Below are 16,624 nucleotides of genomic sequence, written 5' to 3'. Positions count from 1 at the left end.
TCTGCACATCCCGCTCTGCCAGCCATCCTATCCTCAAGCACCTCCGTCCTTCCGGTATTGGGCAGTCACCTTGAGGATCTGAGCACCGTTACCACACGGCGATATGGGAATCGGTACGCGGTTCGGTACCGCCGCACAGCACACCGCTGAGCGGGTCGCGCAGAATGATCTGGCCACGTCCATATTCGGTGAGGTCACAGGTGATTTGCACCTGATGGCCGCGCCGCGCCAGCCCCATCGCCAGGTCCCGTGAAGCGCCCTGCTCGATACCCACCTTCATCTCCCCCAGCCATTGCCAGCGCGGTGCATCCAGGGCGGCCTGGGGGTTGAGAGCGAAGTCCACCAGGTTCATCACCATCTGCACGTGGCCCTGGGGCTGCATATAGCCGCCCATCACACCGAACGGCCCGAGGGGTTCGCTGCCCTGGCTGAGAAAGCCGGGGATGATGGTGTGATAGGTCTTCTTGCCGGGCACCAGGCAGTTGGCATGGCCCGGGTCGAGGCTGAATTCCTGCCCACGGTTCTGCAAGGCGATGCCGCTGTCGGGCAGCACCACACCGGAGCCGAAGCCGTGGTAGTTGCTCTGGATAAACGAAACCATATTGCCTTCGGCATCGGCGCTGGCCAGGTACACCGTGCCGCTGGCATGGGGATCGCCGGGCTTGGGTGGCAGCGCCTGCTCGCCGATCTGCCCGCGGCGGCGGGCGCTGTAGTCGTCGCTGAGCAGGTCCGCCACCGCTACCCGCATATGCAAGGGGTCGGTGATGTAGTGCAGGCCGTCGCTGTAGGCCAGCTTCATGGCCTCCAGCTGGCGATGCCAGGTCTGCTGGCTGTCGCGATGGTCAAAGCTGAAGCCTTCAAGGATTTTCAACGCCATCAGCGCCACCAGCCCCTGGCCGCTGGGCGGGATTTCCCAGACGTCATAACCGCGGTAGTTGATATGGATCGGCTCGACCCACTGCGCGCGATAACCCTGCAGGTCGCTGCCGCGCAGGTAACCGCCGGTGGCACGGGAATGGGCATCCAGGCGCGCGGCCAGTTCACCGCGATACAGGCTTTCGCACGCCGTGGCGGCCAGCTCTTCAAGGGTCCGGGCCTGGGCCGGATTGCGGAACAGCTCGCCGGCCCGGGGGGCGCGGCCCTCGATCAGGAACGTCTCGAACCAGGGCTCGAGCACGGCGTCGCGATGGGGGCTGAATTCCACCAATGCCTGCTGCCATTTGTAGGCGATGACCGGCGACACGGGAAAACCCTCCCGGGCCAGGCTGATGGCCGGCTGCAGCAGCTCGGCAAAGGGCAACTTGCCAAAGCGTTTCGACAATTCGGCCCAGGCCGACGGGCAGCCCGGTACGGTTACCGGCGTCCAACCATACAGCGGCATTTGTGTATGCCCCGCCGCCTTGACCGCCTCGATGCTCAGGGCCGCCGGGGCCTGGCCGTTGCCGTTGAGGCCGTGCAGTTTGCCCTTGCACCAGACCAGCGCGAAGGCATCGCCACCGAGGCCGCAGCCGGTGGGCTCGACCACCGTCAGCGCCGCCGCCGTGGCGATGGCAGCGTCAATCGCATTGCCGCCCTTGCGCATGATCTCGATGCCGGCTTCCGCGGCCAGGGGTTGCGAGGCCGCCACCATGCCACGGCGGGCAAACACGCTCTGGCGTTGCGACGGATAAGGATATTCGTGGGCAGAAAATTTCAACATGGCAAAAGTTCTTCCAAACAAGGGTTGGTTTCACAACACACGGCTGAGAAAAGCTTGGGTACGCGGATGCGCGGGCCGACTGAAAATCTGCTCCGGTGGCCCCTGCTCGATCAGTTCCCCCTGGTCGAGGACCACCACGCGGTCGGCGACTTCCCGGGCAAAGCCCATTTCGTGGGTGACCACCACCATGGTCATGCCCTCCTCGGCCAACTGCTTCATCACCTGCAACACCTCACCGACGGTTTCCGGGTCGAGGGCGCTGGTGGGCTCGTCGAACAGCATGGCCTGGGGCTTCATCGCCAGGGCCCGGGCGATCGCCACCCGCTGCTGCTGACCGCCGGAAAGCATCGAGGGGTAATGCCCCGCCTTGTCCGCCAGACCGACCCGGGCGAGCAAGGCCCGCGCCTGTTCCAGCGCCTCGGCCCGCGACATGCCGAGCACCTGGATCGGTGCCTCGATGATATTTTCCAGGGCGGTCATATGGGGGAACAGGTTGAAACGCTGGAAGACCATGCCGATATCCCGGCGCTGACGGGCGATATTGCGTTCGGAGTCACGCACCAGGCTGCCGTCGGCACGCTCGCGGTAACCCATGGCCCGGCCGTTGACGCGAATACGCCCACCCTGGATATCTTCCAGCAGGTTGATGCAGCGGATGAAGGTGGTCTTGCCCGAGCCCGAGGCGCCGATCAGCACCACCACTTCACCGCGGCGTACCTGCAGGGAAATGCCCTTGAGGATCTGCAAGTCACCAAAGGACTTTTGAATGTCCAGCGCTTCGATGATCAGTTCTTCGCTCTTGTGCACCATGTTCAACGCCCCCTCAGCAGTTTAAAGGCACTGCGACCAAACATCCGGCTGGAGGCCGGCGGCGGTGACGACGGCCGGTCCGACTGACCGAAGCGTGCTTCGAGCCAGCGCTGGAAGAAGCCCCACAGTGTGGTGAGCAACAGGAAATAGATCGCCACCACCAGGTACAGTTCGAACACCCGGAAGGTCGCCGAGGTCACCATCTGTGTACTCAGCAACAACTCCTGCACCCCGATCACACTGACCAGCGTGGTGTTCTTGAGCATCACGTTGAACTCGTTGCCCAGCGCCGGCACGATCACCCGGAAGGCCTGGGGCAGGACGATGCGCCGCATCAGTTTGCCGAAGGTCATGCCCAGCGAACGTCCGGCCTCGTACTGGCCCTTGTCCACCGCACCGATCCCGGCGCGGATGATCTCGGCCATATAGGCGCCTTCGTTCAGGCCCAGGGCGATGATCGCCGCCTGGATATTGCCCGGTATCACCAGGCCGAACAGTTCCAGGTCCTCGAAACGAAAGATCCCGCCGGCCGCCAGCGCGGTGTAGAGAAAGACGATCTGCACCAGCAACGGCGTGCCGCGCATCAGCCACACGTAGAAACGTACCGGCAGGTGCAGCAAGGGATTGCGTGACAGCCGCAGCAACGCCGCGGCCAGCCCGAGTACACAGCCCAGCGACATCGCCAGCACGCTGATCAGGCAGGTCAGCCAGAGCCCGGTGAGGTAGACCCCGCTGGGCTGCAACAGGTACTGCCAGAACACTTGCCAATTGAAGTTCATCGGGCGCCCGCCTCAGTCGAGTGTGTCGCTGGCGACATGCCATTTGCCCAGCAGTTGGGCGTAGCTGCCGTCACTGCGCATATCAGTGACGATCTGCTGCACGGCCTTGCCCAGTTGCGGATCGTCCTTGCGAATCCCCAGGCCAGTGAGAATCCGGCTGAAGGCCGGCACGCCCTCTTCGAACAGATCGGGGGCCATGGCGGCGTAGTAACCGGCGGTTTCCACGGTGGTGCCGTAGGCGTCGACCTGGCTGATACGCAGGGCCTGGAAGGCATCGGTGTCGGTGTTGTAGACCACCAGTTTCATCGGCGTCTTGCCGGCCTTGGCCAGGGTGTCGTTTTCGGCGTCGAGCAGGGTCTTGATGGTCGAGCCGTTGAGCACCGCCACCTTGTGCCCGGAGAGATCGTCCAGGGCCTTGATGTGCTTGGGATTGCCCTTGGGCACCACCACCGACTGGCTGGAATACATGTAGTTGACGATGTCGATCACTTCCCGCCGTTCGGGCTTGTCGAACAGTTGATCGACGATCATGTCGCATTGTTGCGCCAACAGCGCCGGCAGCAGCCCGGAGAAGGGAATGACCCGCCATTGCACCGTCTTGTTATCCAGCCGTTTGGCAATTTCCAGCCCCAGGTCGACGGTCAGGCCCCTGGGCTTCTGGGCCTCGTCGAACGACACCAGCGGGGGTGAATCCATGCCCGAGCAATAGGTCAGTTTTGCGACCTTCTGCAAACGCTCCGGCACCTGGGGCGCGGCGACCGCCCCCTGCACCAGCAGCACCAGGGATACAGCGGCAAACAACACGCGAGGTTTATGCATGACCAGACACTCCTGTTCGTTGATAACGGGGCAGTTCTCAAAGTCAAGACACGGCCGGGCTTGAGCCCGGTTCTATTTTTTCGTTTGCAGAAAATCGATCAGCGCCGGCACCGTGCCCTCGATGTGCTGGCGCACCACGGCCTCGGCGTGCGCGGCATTGCCCGCGCGAATCGCGTCGAGGATCACCGCGTGTTCCTGGCGTGCGCTCAAGGGCTTTTCGCTGTGTTGCAACCACAGGCGCATCGGCGCCTCGATCAGTGAATAGAGGGCCGATATCTGCTTCATCAGCCGTGGCCGGCCGCTGAGGCTGCACAGGTGTTCATGGAAGGCCCGATGCCGGCTGACCCACTCGGCGCTTTCGTCACGGTAGTCGTCCATCTCGTCGAGCATCCGTTCCAGGGCCGCCAACTGGCGTTCGCCGATCTTCGGCACGGCCACGCGGATCGCCAGGCCTTCGAGGGCACTGCGCATATCGAAGACTTCCTGCAGCTCGTCGAACTCCAGGCCGCTGACAATCGCCCCGCGATTGGGCCGCAGGGTCACCAGGCCCTGGGCGTCCAGGCGACGAAAGGCCTCGCGCACCGGCATTCGGCTCATGCCGATCTCGCCGGCGATGTCCTCGGCGATCAGCCGGTCGCCTTTGCGGTAACGACCGCCACAGATAGCCTCCAGCAGAAAGGTATAAGCCTCCTCCTCGGCGGTCCGGGGCTGACGGTCAACGTAAGCGGGAGCGAATTGCATGGGAAGCACCTTTGTCTTTTTGTATCCAATTATCCATGAATACAAAAAAGCATAACGCGTGCCAGCTTCCTGAAAATGCATTCAAGGGTTTGATAGGAATAGGCTTTTGTCAGAAACAGGGCCATTCAGGAGAGAGTGGCGTAACGGCTGACTGCTACAAAAGCGCGCAGGGACGCGCCAAAGAGGTGAAGCAAAGTATCCGGTAACACCTCGGCTAACGGGCGCCGGAAGCGCGCTCGACCTTGAGCGTATTGGACTCAAGTTCCTCGCGCAGTTCCTCAAGTAGCCGCAGTGCCCCTTCGCGCCGGTGCAACAGGTTCAGGGCTATGCCCGTGACCATCAGGTCGACCCGCCCGCTCTCGGGGTCATAGACCCTGACACTCAGCGACGCTTCGCCCAGCAGGCATTCACAGGCCAGAGGCGCAAAGCCCCCTTCGAGCAAGCTGCGTAATTCCATTAGAGAGAGCACACCGGTGAGTCCCGTACCTGGTTATTCGTCACGCGGGCGACCCGCCCGCGCGTCAGGCAACCATGCTAAGAAAAACCGTGGAAGCTCTACACCCGTATATGCACTGGTGGCACTGGTGCATTTGCACCGTCAGCGCCTGGTGACAAACAAGCCACGTTCGCGCGCCCAGACAATCGCCTCGCTGCGGCTGTGCACGTCGAGCTTGGAGTACACCGTGGCGACGTGATTGCGCACGGTATTGAGGGCCAGTTCGAGCCGTGCGGCGATTTCCTTGTCCGCCAGGCCCTCGCAGATCAGGCCCAGCACATCGCGTTCGCGCGGCGTCAGGTCGGCGAGGGAAAAGCCTGGCAGGTTGGGCGCACTGACACTTTTCACCGTGGCGAGCTTTTCGATCAGCTTCTGGCTGAACCAGGAGGCGTCCTGCATCACCGCTTCGATGGCCGTCACCAGCTCCAGCTCCGAACGTTTGCGCTCGGTGATATTGGTCAGCACCAGCAGGTAACAGGGCGCGTCCTGGATCAGCACGGTGTCGGCCGACAGCACGCAATCGATGGGCTCACCGTTTTTCTGGCGGAGCCTGAGGTCCAGGCCCTCCAGGCGGCCGGTTTTTTCCAGGGCCACGAACAGTCGTTCGCACAACACCCCATCCTCGATAAACCCCACGGACTGGACACTGTGCCCAAGCAATTCTTCGGCGGCATAACCGGTGATGTTCAGGAAGGCTTCATTGGCGTCCATCAGTTGCTGGTTGTCCGCACTGCAGAGCAGGGTCGGTACCGGTGTCAGGCGAAAGGCCTTGGCAAAACGCTCCTCGCTCTGACGCAAGGCGATTTCGATCTTGCGCCGCGGCTCCAGGTCCATAAAGGAAAACAGCATGCAGTTGTCCTCGTGGATATCCAGGGGCTGGCCGGCGACGATCACCAGTTTGCTGCCACCGTCCGCCAGCCTGATCTCCGCCTGCATCTGCGCAATGGTGGCGCCCTCCCCCAGGCGCTGGATGGCCAGGTCCCGGCGCTCGGCGTTTTCGAGCACATCCAGTTCGTAGACCGAGCGACCGATGACCTGTTCGCGGCTGTAGCCGGTCATCTCCAGGAAGCCCTGGTTGACCTTGACGTAGCGCAGGTCGCTGAGCCGACAGATCACCGCCGGTGCCGGGTTGGCACTGAAGGCTTTCTCGAAGCGCTGTTCGGCACTGGCCCAGTCGGTGGCGTTGCTGATGATCAGCACCAGGGACTCGGGGTCGCCGGCGCGATTGGTCAGGATCATGCTGCTGATACGCAGCACGCACAGGGGCGTCTGCTCATCGGCCTGGACGCTCATCTCGACCACCACATCGTCAAAGGTCTCGCCATTGGCGACCCGGACGATGGGGTATTGGTCGGCGCTCAGGGGATGATTGTTGCGATAACGCAGGTTGAAGCGTTCCTGATACTGCTCGGCATTGGCGCCCAGTTCGCTGAGCTGGCTGACGCCATGCATGGCCAGTGCGGCATCGTTGGCCCAGAGAATGCTCTGGTCGACCTCGATCAGGATCACGCCTTCGGACAGGCCGGCGATGATCTGCTGCAACTGGCGGCGGTTGGTTTCGGTCGCGAGGACATCCTGGCTCATCGTTTCTCCCAAGTGGCCCGGTTAGGTCAAACATCTGACCCCCGAGCAACGCGCAAGTGCAATTGGAAAAACGTCGGGCCGGTCAGTGTTGCAACGAAGCACTGATCCAGTTTTTCAGATCCTCGACTTCCGTGGCGCTGATGGTGTGGCCGACGCCGGGATAGGAGTGAAACTGCGGCTCGATGGACAGGCCCTTCAGCACGCCCAGGGCCTCGGTCGCCCCGGCATAAGGCACCTGCGGATCGGCGGTGCCGTGACCGATAAAGACCTTCAACCCAGAGTACTTCGCCCCGCCCTTGAGTTCCGAACGCAACGCCGGCAACACCCGGCCGCTGAGGGAGGCGATACCGCGCAGGACCTCGGGATGCCGCAGCGCAACCTCATAAGTCATCATCGCGCCCTGGCTGAAACCCACCAGGAACACCTTGTCGGGCTGGGTGTGGTATTTCTCCGTGACCCGGGTGACAAAGTCGGTGATGGCCGCGGTGCTCTGCAACAGGTCGCCGCTGTCGCCGTCGTACTGGGCCTCCCCGACCTTCTTGTGGAACCACTGGTAGGCGCCCAGGTCCAGTTCCAGGCGGCCGCGCACCGAAAGCACGGTGTAGTTGGCCGGCAGGTCGTCCTTGATGCCGAACAGATCGTCTTCGTTGCTGCCGTAACCATGCAGGAAAATCACCAACGGCTGGTCGTGGGTATCGGCATTGGCCTGGGCCTGGTAGGTCAACGGCATATCGGCGAGCAGTTCGGCCTGTGCCGCCGACGCGGTGCAGGCCAGCAACAAGGCCAGGGCCAGGGGTTTGAGCATGGTCGGGGTTCTCCGGGCGATCGGTGGGCGGCCAGCTTAGCACTGGCGGCGCGCCCCACCGAATCACTCAGTTCTCGGGAACGCCCTGCTCCCAGGCTTTCCAGTTGCCGAGGATCGCCTGCACCAATGGGTTACCCGCGCGGTACAGGTTTTCCAGGGCCGGGACAAAACCGCCCTGGTCGGCATACTTGAGCAGGTTGTCGACTTCGCTGTAGCCCGGATACGGCCGGTCGAAATCCGAACCGGCACGGACCACGGCCAGGCGATTGATATCCACCCGCCCGGCCTTGCTCGCGCGGAGCAAGGCTTCGTAGGTGGAGTTATCTTCCTGCTGGGTGGTGCAGTAGACGCCCTTGTTGTCCGTCAGCAAGCGGGTCCAGACCTCGGCCCGTTCACTCAGGCGTGTCCCGGAGAACCAGGTATTGCCCGCCAGGGTGTCGCAGCGGCTCACGACCGGCGGCTGGTTGGCTGGCGCATAAGGGTATTTGACCCGCCAGGCCGCGGATTCCTTGCTCTCGCTCAAGCTCACCTGATACGACAGGGCAAACGCCTTGGCCTGCAGCTTGGGGTTGAGTTCGAAGACTTCGGTCTTGTAGTCCAGCGGCGGCTTCTCGTTCGGCCCGCGGGTGTTGATGCCGATGTAGCCGGTGGGCCAGTCTTTCGGCGCATCCCGCGCGTCCAGTTCCCACTGGGTGCCGAACTCCACCAGGTAGTGGGCCCAGGCCGCGGTGCCGATGGTGCCTTGATGGGGGTTGATCCCGGCAATACCGGCAATCAGGAAGTACGACTGGCGCAGGTCGAACTGCGGCGACAACGCCAGGGCCAGGGTCGAGGCGGCGGCGTTGGTCTGGCCCATGCCGGTTACCAGCAGGCAGGTGTCCTGGTCATTGCAGCGAATGTTCGGGTACTCGGCGCTGAGGCCCGGTACCGGGATTTCATGCTTGAGGGCCAGGCGATCGATCCAGGTCTGCGCTTCCGGCGCGAACATGGTGATCAACATGACCTTGGGCTTGATCGGCGCCGTCGGTGCGGCCCAGGCCAGCTGTCCGGCCAGGCTGCCGAGCAGCAGGCCAGCGATAAGGGTGTGACGAGTCACAGTACGCATGAACGCTCCTATTAACGAGGGTTTCAGAATTGGTAGCCGACGCCGGCGTAATAACCCCAGCCGTTGGAACGGGCGCGAAAATCGTCGTCGCCGAAATTCAGCTGACTGCCGTCGCGCCAGTTGCCGCCGTTGTGGAAGTAGCGTCCCACCAGGGTAAAACGCAAATGTGTAAAGGAATACAGCAGCACGTTGGTCGCCACCGTGGCATTGGCGGTACGCGCCGGATCGGTCTTGTGCAGGTCGGAGCCGAAATCGAAGTTGGTAAAGCCGATATAGGTCAGCGACGCGCCATTGCCGAAGTGGTCGATGGGCACGATGTACTTGAGCTGGGCGCGGTAGCCGTCCCACGAATACTCATTGTTCGCGCCGTAGTTCTCCCACTGGTAGCGCCCGTAGAAGTTGGCCGACAGATTGACCCGCGAATGGGTGTCGATATCGGTACCCAGGCCGCTGTAGAGGGTATTGGCGCGGTTGGCGGTGCGGCTGCCGTGATCGTAGATCCAGTCGAAGGCCACATACCATTCCTTGAACGGGCCGATCGCCAGGCTGCGGCCGCTGAGGGCGTCGATGGAGATGCGTGGTTCGTGCTCCATGAACACCGGCGAGCCGTGGTCCCAGGCGCCCTGGTCATGGCTGTTGCCGATGCCGAAGACCTTCGGGATATCGACATAGCCGTAAAGTTCGAACGGGCCCTTACGACCGAAGTATTCGTATTCCAGGTAGACGTCATCGGCCGGACGAGGCCCGAAACTGATGTCCTTGCTGCCGATCACGGTCAGGTCCTGGTTGAACCAGTCGGACAGGTAGGCGCCCTGCTTCGCCGCAGGTCCTGCATCGGGGCTCAGTGCTTCGCCTTGGGCGGACTCATCGACAGGGGCCGATTGGGCCTGGGCTTCGCCATGGGTCAGCAGCGTCAGGCTGCCGAACAGCAGGGATAAAGCAAGACGGGTAAAACGCGGGGATGGCACGGCGTGCCGGAGCAGCGGCTGGAACAAGACGGACATTGAAACTCCCTGTTTTTATGGTGCTCGGTGGAAACGGCCAGGCGTACCGTCCTCCGATGGTGCGGCACTCCCTGGCCTCACCGATAGCCTTACACAGGCTTTATAAAGCTCCTACAAAATATTGAAATATATGGAAATATAATATCAAAACTGTCGATTGGGTCAGGGATTTCGGGGGCGAATGCTGGATCGCCATCGCCGGCAAGCAAGCTCCTACAGAGGGTCGGGCACGACGACGGTGTGTGGTGATGCGCGGATTTGTAGGAGCCGGCTTGCTGGCGATGGCATCCGGATGGGCGTCGCAAGACTCAAGGGCCTCATCGCCGGCAAGCCAGCTCCTACAGGGGGGGATCAAAGCGCCTGGAGACGCTCGACGATCTGGTTCTTCACTTTCAGTCGCCGTTCCTTCAGCGTTCGCAACGGATCATCCGCCGCCTGGGCCGACTCGGCCGCCAGCACTTCCTTGTCGATATCGTCGTATTGATCAAGCAGTTGGTTGAGCCTGGGGTCCTTGCTCCTGTGTTGCGCCAGCGCCTCTTTGTTCAACTTCAGGTCCGCGAGCAAATCGTGCTTGACCGGCATATCGTCACCTCTTGGTTCTGTGGGCAATACATGAAGTTCCAGAGCCGCCCCTTCATGAAAGGTTCAAGGCGATGCATCCCTAAGCAATAGCACGCCCTGGCCCTCCTTGCCTCAAAGCTTAGCTTTACGCCGACGTACCCACAGTGTCGCCAACCCGGCCAATAGCGCCAGGACGCCTGCGATCAGCGCCACCTTGTAAGGCCGCAACGCCGAGCGTACGGCGTTCAACGGCTCGGTCAGATAACGCTTGTTGGCCTGGTCGAAGTTCGGCTCCTGGCATTGCTGGCCGAAATTCGTCGCCCAGCTCACATACGGACCCTGCTCGACATAACGCTGGTAGAACTGGATTTCCTCGTCACTCCCGGCAACCCAGCTCGCCGCCTTGCACAACACGGCGGCGAAAGCCTGGCTGCTATGGGGCAACTGGTCGGCGGCCTGGCTGGCCAGGTCCGCCGCGACCCAACGATAGTGATAACGCCGGTCGGGCTTAGCCACGGTGGCCTGCTGTCGCTGGATTTCCGCAGTTTGCAAAAACGGCACCGGTTGCAACGGGGGCATCTCCAGGCTGTAGTTTCCGTCCAGGGAGCGGTAATCCGGCGCCATCTCATAGCCGAGGATTTCCATGCCCGACTTGCGCGCCAACGTGGCGGCGGCAAACAACGACTCGGCACGCCCGGTGGCGGTCCAACGCGACACTGCCTGCTGGCGATCGCGGCCATAGTCCTGCGCGGTGGCCTGCAATTCGGGGCTGGTGAAGTATTCCGGCGCTTCATCATAGCGCCCCTCACGCAGCAGGCGTCGGCCCAGCAGTTCACGTAGCTGCGGGCGCCGCACGTAACTCTCCATGTCCTTGCCTTCGGGTTTGGCCGCGGCTGCGGGCGCATGGGCATCGACATAAGTTTTCAGTTCGTCGGTCGTCAGCACCCGCTCGGCCACGGTCGCGGCATCCAGCCAATAAATATCCTGGCTGCGGTAAAGCTGGTCGAACGCTTGCAGGTAGTCGCCACGGTCCAGTGCCAGGATCGCGCTTTCACCCTCGACCCGGCAGCCGGGCTGCACGGTCTCGAAGCTCCAGTCCGGCGCCCGCCGCGTGCCCCAGGCTTCATCCTTGGGAAAGGCCTTGGCCGCCTTGGCATAAGCGCTGGCGGCCTGAACCTTGTCGCCGTCGCGCAAGGCCAGCTTGGCCCGCACCCACCATGCCAGGCCACCGTCGCCGGCGTGTTCGACAAAGGCCCTGGCTCCCGCGTAGTCACCCTTCTGGTAACTCAGGGCCGCCAGGCGATCAGCGTTGTCCAGGCTGCCGGCGGCACTGGCCAGCAACATCTTGGACAGTCGCTGCTGGCCCTCAGGCGACTCATCGAAGATCCAGCCAACTCGGCTCAACAGATAAGCGGTCAAGAGTGCCTGGACGTTTTTCTCCTTGAGCACGACGCTCAACTGTTCATCCGGCAACTTTGTCAGCTCACCGACGACCTGCTGAAGCGAGGAGTTGCCCGTGCCGGACCCCAACTGGCTCTGGCTGGCATACAGCGCGATGGCACCCTCCCAGTCGTTGTCGAGCATGGCCAGCCGGGCTTCCTCGCCGAGGCTGGCAATCCCCAGCTCCAGCGGATCGCTGAAATCCCCGGCACTCAAGGTCCGCGTCTGCTGGAACGCGAGCCGGGCCTGGGCCAACAACTGGGCATCGGTGACAACCGCGGGCGTGCTGCCCCCGGCGTTATCGGTCTCCCCTTCGGCCTGGACGCTGAGGGCCACCAGCGCCCGTCCCAGGGAGTACGCAGCCCAGGTGCTGCGCAACTTGCGCTGGTCGGCCGGCAAGGCCAGGACCTGACGGAAGTACTCTACCGCCCGCTGCGCATCACCGGCCTGGAAGGCCACGGCACCGGCGATATACAGCCGCAGCTCGGCCGGCAGGCTGGCGCCCTGGGTCTCGACCTGTTGCGGGTCTTGTAGGCCGCGCAGGCGAGTCACCTCGGCGCGCAGGTTTTCTGGCAGCTCGCTGGCCTCGACCTTATCCCGTTGCTCGCGATAAGGCTTGTTGCTGTCGTCGCTGTCCCAGTACGGCGTGAGGGTCGCATCGGTCGCCGCTTTCAGGCCGGTTACGGCTTGTCCAATACGACTGACTTCGAAGGCGAAGTTGGTTTCCGGCAGATCGGCCAGGGACTGGGCGCGATCGTTCAGCAGACGCAGGGGGAAGTCCGGACCGCAGGCCAATGCCGATAACGGCAGACTGAGGGACAGGCACAGCAGGTGCCGAGGCCAGTTACGGGTAGACATTCCACGCTCCTTGATCGATTCGGGTACAGCGCGCCCAGCCGAGCGCACGTTGGCCATCAGCGGCGATACGCGCGCTGGACTGGCGGGTAAAAATGAGCTGCTTCGGTGTTTGCTGCAAGGTGTAGCCATTGATGCCGTCGACGCCATCACACTGCTCGGCATCCAGTATCACGCGCTCGGGTAGCGGCCGGTCGAGATTGCCGACATTGGCCAGGCGTATGTCGTAGAGGCCGTCGTGGGCCGACAGTTCAACCTGCCATTGACTTGAGAGCGCTTCGCCACGGGCCACCGCGCGCAGGGTCGCCAGGCTCCAGGCGCGGCGATCACCGGGCAGCGGCAGGCGAAACCAGATCAGCCCGGCCAGATGCACCGGCGGCTTGGTCCGCAGTTGTTGGGCCAGGGTTGCCAGTTGCTGCGGATCGGCCAACAGTTCGCGGCGTTCGCCGCCACGGTTCAGCGCGACTTCGCCTTCGACCACGGGCCCGCCCTGGTCGTCCGGCAACAAGGCCACGCCATAGGCCGGCAGCGCCAGGTAAAACGGCTTGTCGCTAACCCGCCCCCAGCGCTCGGCCCAGTCCCTGGCTTGGCCAGGATTGAACAGCCCGAGCCTCGGGTTGCTCACGGCATGCACCTGCAACACGCTGCTGTCGACCGCCTGCAACAAGGCCGGTAACTGCGGGCTGTCGAGCCAGGCCGGCAAGGCGGTGATGCTCAGTTTCAATGAAGGAGGCAACAGGCCGCGCAGTTTGACCAGGAAATCGGTATAACCCGGCAGGCGTGCGCTACCGCTGTCATGGTCGATTTCCAGCCCGGCGGGCGCCACGCCGCCAGCCTGCCAATCGGCCAGCAGCGTCGAGATTTGCGTGCGCGCGAGGTCCAGATCCAGGGCCGGAAGCTGGCCGTCGAGGCGAACCACCGCGATCACCGGCCGGCCATCGGCCTTGAGTTGCGCCAGATCCACCCGCGCCCTGCTCCACCCGGCCTTGGGCTGGGCCTGCAGGGCCAGCACCCGCAAGGTCGAGAAGTCAGCCCGGCTCCGGGCCAGGGCCTGCTCATGGGCCGGGCGCCATTGGCGTTGCCAGATATAGAGTTGTTGGTCGAGGGGCGTTGTCGGTGCGGGCTGGCAGCCGCTGAACAGCAAGAGCAGGCCGAGGGGCACCAGCCTGCGGGCAGAAAAAATCAAGGACATACGAACCCTTATCGAACACGGCGGGCCTGTTTTGCCGGCATCTTACCTCAACAGCGCGGCACTTCAGAGACGGGTCAACGGCAACGAACGCGTCGCCCGATCGAACAGCCCCCGCAAGCCGGCGTTGTCTCCACCCAGCGAGCGCAGAGTGCCGAGGGTTGTCATTGCCAGGCCGCGGGGCACTTTCACCTGCGACCCGGAATGAAAGTCGGCACGTCGATGCAGGTTACGCAACGTCAGTATCGCCAGGCCAATGGAGTGCAGGCAGAAAAACCTCAAGCTGGCGCGCTCGGGTGCAATCAGCAGCGTGTAGTCCAAGGCTCGGCGTAGATGTGCGTGGGCAATGCCGATCAGTTCTGTCAGCGCCGGCCCATAGCCAGGTTGCGTACTCGTGTGCAACGACAACAAGCACACGCCATGTCGCGCAAACAGGTCCCGTGGCAACCAACAAACGCCACGCCGCCGGTCTTCCCATTGGTCCTTGAGGATATTGGTCAGCTGCAACCCCTCGCCAAACGACAGGGCCAGTGAGGCCATCCGCTCCTGATGAACCACCAGTTCCGGCGCGAAGTCGACGAACAATTCGGTGAACATTTCGCCCACCACGCCCGCAACGCAGTAACAGTAGCGTTTGAGCTCGGACAAGGTCTCCAGCCCCTGCAAACCAACGACCCGCTGGAAATCCCCCATGCCGAGGCACATCACCCGCAGGCACCGCACAATGGTCGCCTGCTGGGGTTCGTCAAGGGTCCGCAGCACCTCCAGTACCCGTGGCAACTGACTCAACAGTGCTCTTTCCGCCGGCGAACTGGCCTCGGAAAGCAAAGGGCCCAGCTCATCACAGAACGGCCGGGCATCGATCTCACCGAGAACTGCCCGGATGTACGCCGCTTCATAATGCTGCTTGTCGGTAATCGACAGCGTCGGCTCGTCCTCGATGGTATCGGCGATCCGACAGAGCAGGTAGGCGGTGGTCATGGCCGTGTTCAACGGCGGCGGCAATTGCGGGATGGTGAGGGCAAAAGACCGAGACACCTGAGGGAAAATCGCCTCCTGATAACCGAGGGCGCTCTGCGGTGCCAATGCTCCGGTTGCTTGGGTAAAGGGCATGGTCAGGCTCGTTGAATAAAAGAAATCGCTTGCGGCGTGTGCATCTTAACGGCTGGAAAACACCGACAAGATACCGTCTTGCAACAGATTGTTATAACGAGCCCGCGCCCACCGCAAAAAATATTACCGACACCCTCGTCGGAGTGGCCTCCTCCTGGGCAAACCGACAGGCTACGACGCCTCACTTACCGGTCAAATCGCCCCCTTGCCAACCACCGCCCAGGCTCTGGATCAAGCTGACGCTGCCCTGGGTCAACTGGCCCTGGGTGTCACGCAGACTCTGCTCGGTCTGCAACAGGATCAGTTGCTGGGTCAACACGCCTTGCAGGCTGACCGTGCCGGCCTTCTGCTGGGCCTGCTGGCTGCCGAACAATTGCTGGTTGCGCTGGTAGATCTGCTGGTAGGCCTGGGCCTGGATCTGCAGGTGATTGAGTACCGAGAGGTTGTCTTCGACGTTCTGCAAGGCGCTGAGCACCGTGCCGCGATAGTTGGCGACTTCCTCGTCATAGCTGGCTTCGGCCTCCTTGACCGCCGCCGAACGCGCACCGCCGTCGAACAGGGTTTCGGCCAGCGCCGGGCCGACGCTCCAGATCCGGTTCGGCAAGGAGAACAGGCCGCCCAGGGCGCTGCCCGTGTAGCCGACCTGGGCCGTCAGATCGAGATTGGGATAGAACGCCGCCTCGGCAACGCCGATTTTCCCATTGGCCGCGGCCACCGAACGCTCGGCGGCGACCACGTCCGGACGCCGTTGCAACAACCCCGACGGCAGGCTCAGGGGGGTTGCCGGCAGGTTGAAGGCAAAGCTGTCGACCGGCGCCAGGCTGAACTGCGCCGGCGCCACGCCCACCAGCACCGCCAGGGCATGCTCGAACTGCTCGCGCGAACGCTGCGAGGTCTGCAGGGCAGCCACCACCGTGGTCAGTTGGTCCTGGGCCACCAGCAACTGGTCGTTGGAGGCGGTGCCCTGGGTGTATTCGGTCTGGGTGATGTCCAGCAGGTGCTGATTGATCCGTTGTTGTTCGTTCAACAAGCGGATATCGATATCCAGCTGGCGGATGCCGAAATAGTTGCTGGCGACACTACCGCCGATGGACAGCCGGACTCCCGCCAACAGGGCATCGGAGGACTGGGCCGAGGCCTGGCTCGACTCGATGCCACGGCGTACCAGGCCCCACAGGTCCGGCTCCCAGCTGGCGCCGAGGGTGGCGCTGACACTCTGTTCGACCGAACCGCCCGAAGTGCTCGTGGTTGCCCCGCTGCTGCCGCTCTTGCCCACCCCACGGGAACCGGACAGTCCGGCGGTCACCGTCGGCCAGAGCCCGGCCCGGCTGGAGGCGACTTGCGCTTGCGCCAGGCGATAAGCCGCCTCGGCGGCGACAATCGACTGGTTGGCCTTGGCCGCGCGGATCATCAGGTCGTTGAGGACCGGATCGTGGTAATCCAGCCACCACTGGCTGTCCAGCGCCCCCTGGGGATTGGCGGCCGCCCGCTGCCACTGCGCGCCTTCCTTGAAGGTCTGCGGCAGTTCGATCGGCGGTTTCTGGTAATCCGGCCCGACCATGCAGCCGCTGATGCTCAGGCTGAGCAACAGGACCAGGCAGGGGGCGCGTCGACCCATCATCAT

15 protein-coding genes are annotated in these 16,624 nt (G+C 63.1%); all 15 read right to left on the bottom strand.

Features of this window, described 5'->3' with window-relative positions; translation table 11 throughout:
* Window positions 1-88: 88 nt before the first annotated feature.
* On the bottom strand, window positions 89-1,699 hold the full coding sequence (locus M5B42_RS12275; protein ID WP_248745967.1) for a gamma-glutamyltransferase family protein: 1,611 nt from the start codon (window positions 1,697-1,699) through the stop codon (window positions 89-91).
* Window positions 1,700-1,729: 30 nt separating this feature from the next.
* The gene (locus M5B42_RS12270) at window positions 1,730-2,509 is read right to left on the bottom strand and encodes an amino acid ABC transporter ATP-binding protein (protein ID WP_248745966.1); all 780 of its coding nucleotides are present in this window, start codon (window positions 2,507-2,509) and stop codon (window positions 1,730-1,732) included.
* A gap of 2 nt (window positions 2,510-2,511) precedes the next feature.
* Window positions 2,512-3,288, bottom strand: a complete 777-nt coding sequence (locus M5B42_RS12265; protein ID WP_152739157.1) for an amino acid ABC transporter permease — start codon at window positions 3,286-3,288, stop codon at window positions 2,512-2,514.
* A gap of 12 nt (window positions 3,289-3,300) precedes the next feature.
* Window positions 3,301-4,107 (bottom strand): ABC transporter substrate-binding protein, encoded by an 807-nt coding sequence (locus M5B42_RS12260; RefSeq protein WP_103497465.1) that lies wholly within the window; start codon window positions 4,105-4,107, stop codon window positions 3,301-3,303.
* Window positions 4,108-4,179: 72 nt separating this feature from the next.
* Entirely contained in the window at window positions 4,180-4,848 is a 669-nt protein-coding gene (locus M5B42_RS12255; protein WP_248745965.1) for a GntR family transcriptional regulator, read from the bottom strand.
* A gap of 214 nt (window positions 4,849-5,062) precedes the next feature.
* Window positions 5,063-5,305 carry a DUF1652 domain-containing protein gene (locus tag M5B42_RS12250; RefSeq protein WP_248745964.1) on the bottom strand — a complete coding sequence of 81 codons (243 nt, stop codon included), beginning with the start codon at window positions 5,303-5,305 and terminating at the stop codon, window positions 5,063-5,065.
* 141 nt (window positions 5,306-5,446) lie between these two features.
* Window positions 5,447-6,928, bottom strand: coding sequence for a helix-turn-helix transcriptional regulator (locus M5B42_RS12245; RefSeq protein ID WP_248745963.1), 1,482 nt, complete (start codon window positions 6,926-6,928; stop codon window positions 5,447-5,449).
* An 82-nt stretch (window positions 6,929-7,010) separates the two neighbouring features.
* Window positions 7,011-7,733 (bottom strand): alpha/beta fold hydrolase, encoded by a 723-nt coding sequence (locus tag M5B42_RS12240; protein WP_248745962.1) that lies wholly within the window; start codon window positions 7,731-7,733, stop codon window positions 7,011-7,013.
* Between the two features lie 67 nt (window positions 7,734-7,800).
* On the bottom strand, window positions 7,801-8,838 hold the full coding sequence (locus tag M5B42_RS12235) for a purine nucleoside permease (protein ID WP_248745961.1): 1,038 nt from the start codon (window positions 8,836-8,838) through the stop codon (window positions 7,801-7,803).
* Between the two features lie 23 nt (window positions 8,839-8,861).
* Window positions 8,862-9,842, bottom strand: a complete 981-nt coding sequence (locus M5B42_RS12230) for a nucleoside-specific channel-forming protein Tsx (RefSeq protein WP_103497471.1) — start codon at window positions 9,840-9,842, stop codon at window positions 8,862-8,864.
* Between the two features lie 351 nt (window positions 9,843-10,193).
* Window positions 10,194-10,424, bottom strand: a complete 231-nt coding sequence (locus M5B42_RS12225) for a hypothetical protein (RefSeq protein WP_103497472.1) — start codon at window positions 10,422-10,424, stop codon at window positions 10,194-10,196.
* 111 nt (window positions 10,425-10,535) lie between these two features.
* Complete coding sequence (locus tag M5B42_RS12220; protein WP_248745960.1) at window positions 10,536-12,701, bottom strand: hypothetical protein; 2,166 nt, start codon at window positions 12,699-12,701, stop codon at window positions 10,536-10,538.
* Window positions 12,688-13,890 carry a DUF3142 domain-containing protein gene (locus M5B42_RS12215; RefSeq protein ID WP_248745959.1) on the bottom strand — a complete coding sequence of 401 codons (1,203 nt, stop codon included), beginning with the start codon at window positions 13,888-13,890 and terminating at the stop codon, window positions 12,688-12,690. Before M5B42_RS12215 ends, M5B42_RS12220 begins: the two co-directional genes overlap by 14 nt.
* 63 nt (window positions 13,891-13,953) lie before the next feature.
* Complete coding sequence (locus M5B42_RS12210; protein ID WP_177099027.1) at window positions 13,954-15,000, bottom strand: phytoene/squalene synthase family protein; 1,047 nt, start codon at window positions 14,998-15,000, stop codon at window positions 13,954-13,956.
* A 181-nt stretch (window positions 15,001-15,181) separates the two neighbouring features.
* Window positions 15,182-16,624, bottom strand: a complete 1,443-nt coding sequence (locus M5B42_RS12205; protein WP_248745958.1) for an efflux transporter outer membrane subunit — start codon at window positions 16,622-16,624, stop codon at window positions 15,182-15,184.

It is taken from the genome of Pseudomonas sp. MWU12-2037, assembly GCF_023242345.1.
In the GTDB taxonomy this organism is placed as follows: domain Bacteria; phylum Pseudomonadota; class Gammaproteobacteria; order Pseudomonadales; family Pseudomonadaceae; genus Aquipseudomonas; species Aquipseudomonas gingeri_D.
This window is presented reverse-complemented; position numbering and strand designations above follow the sequence as displayed.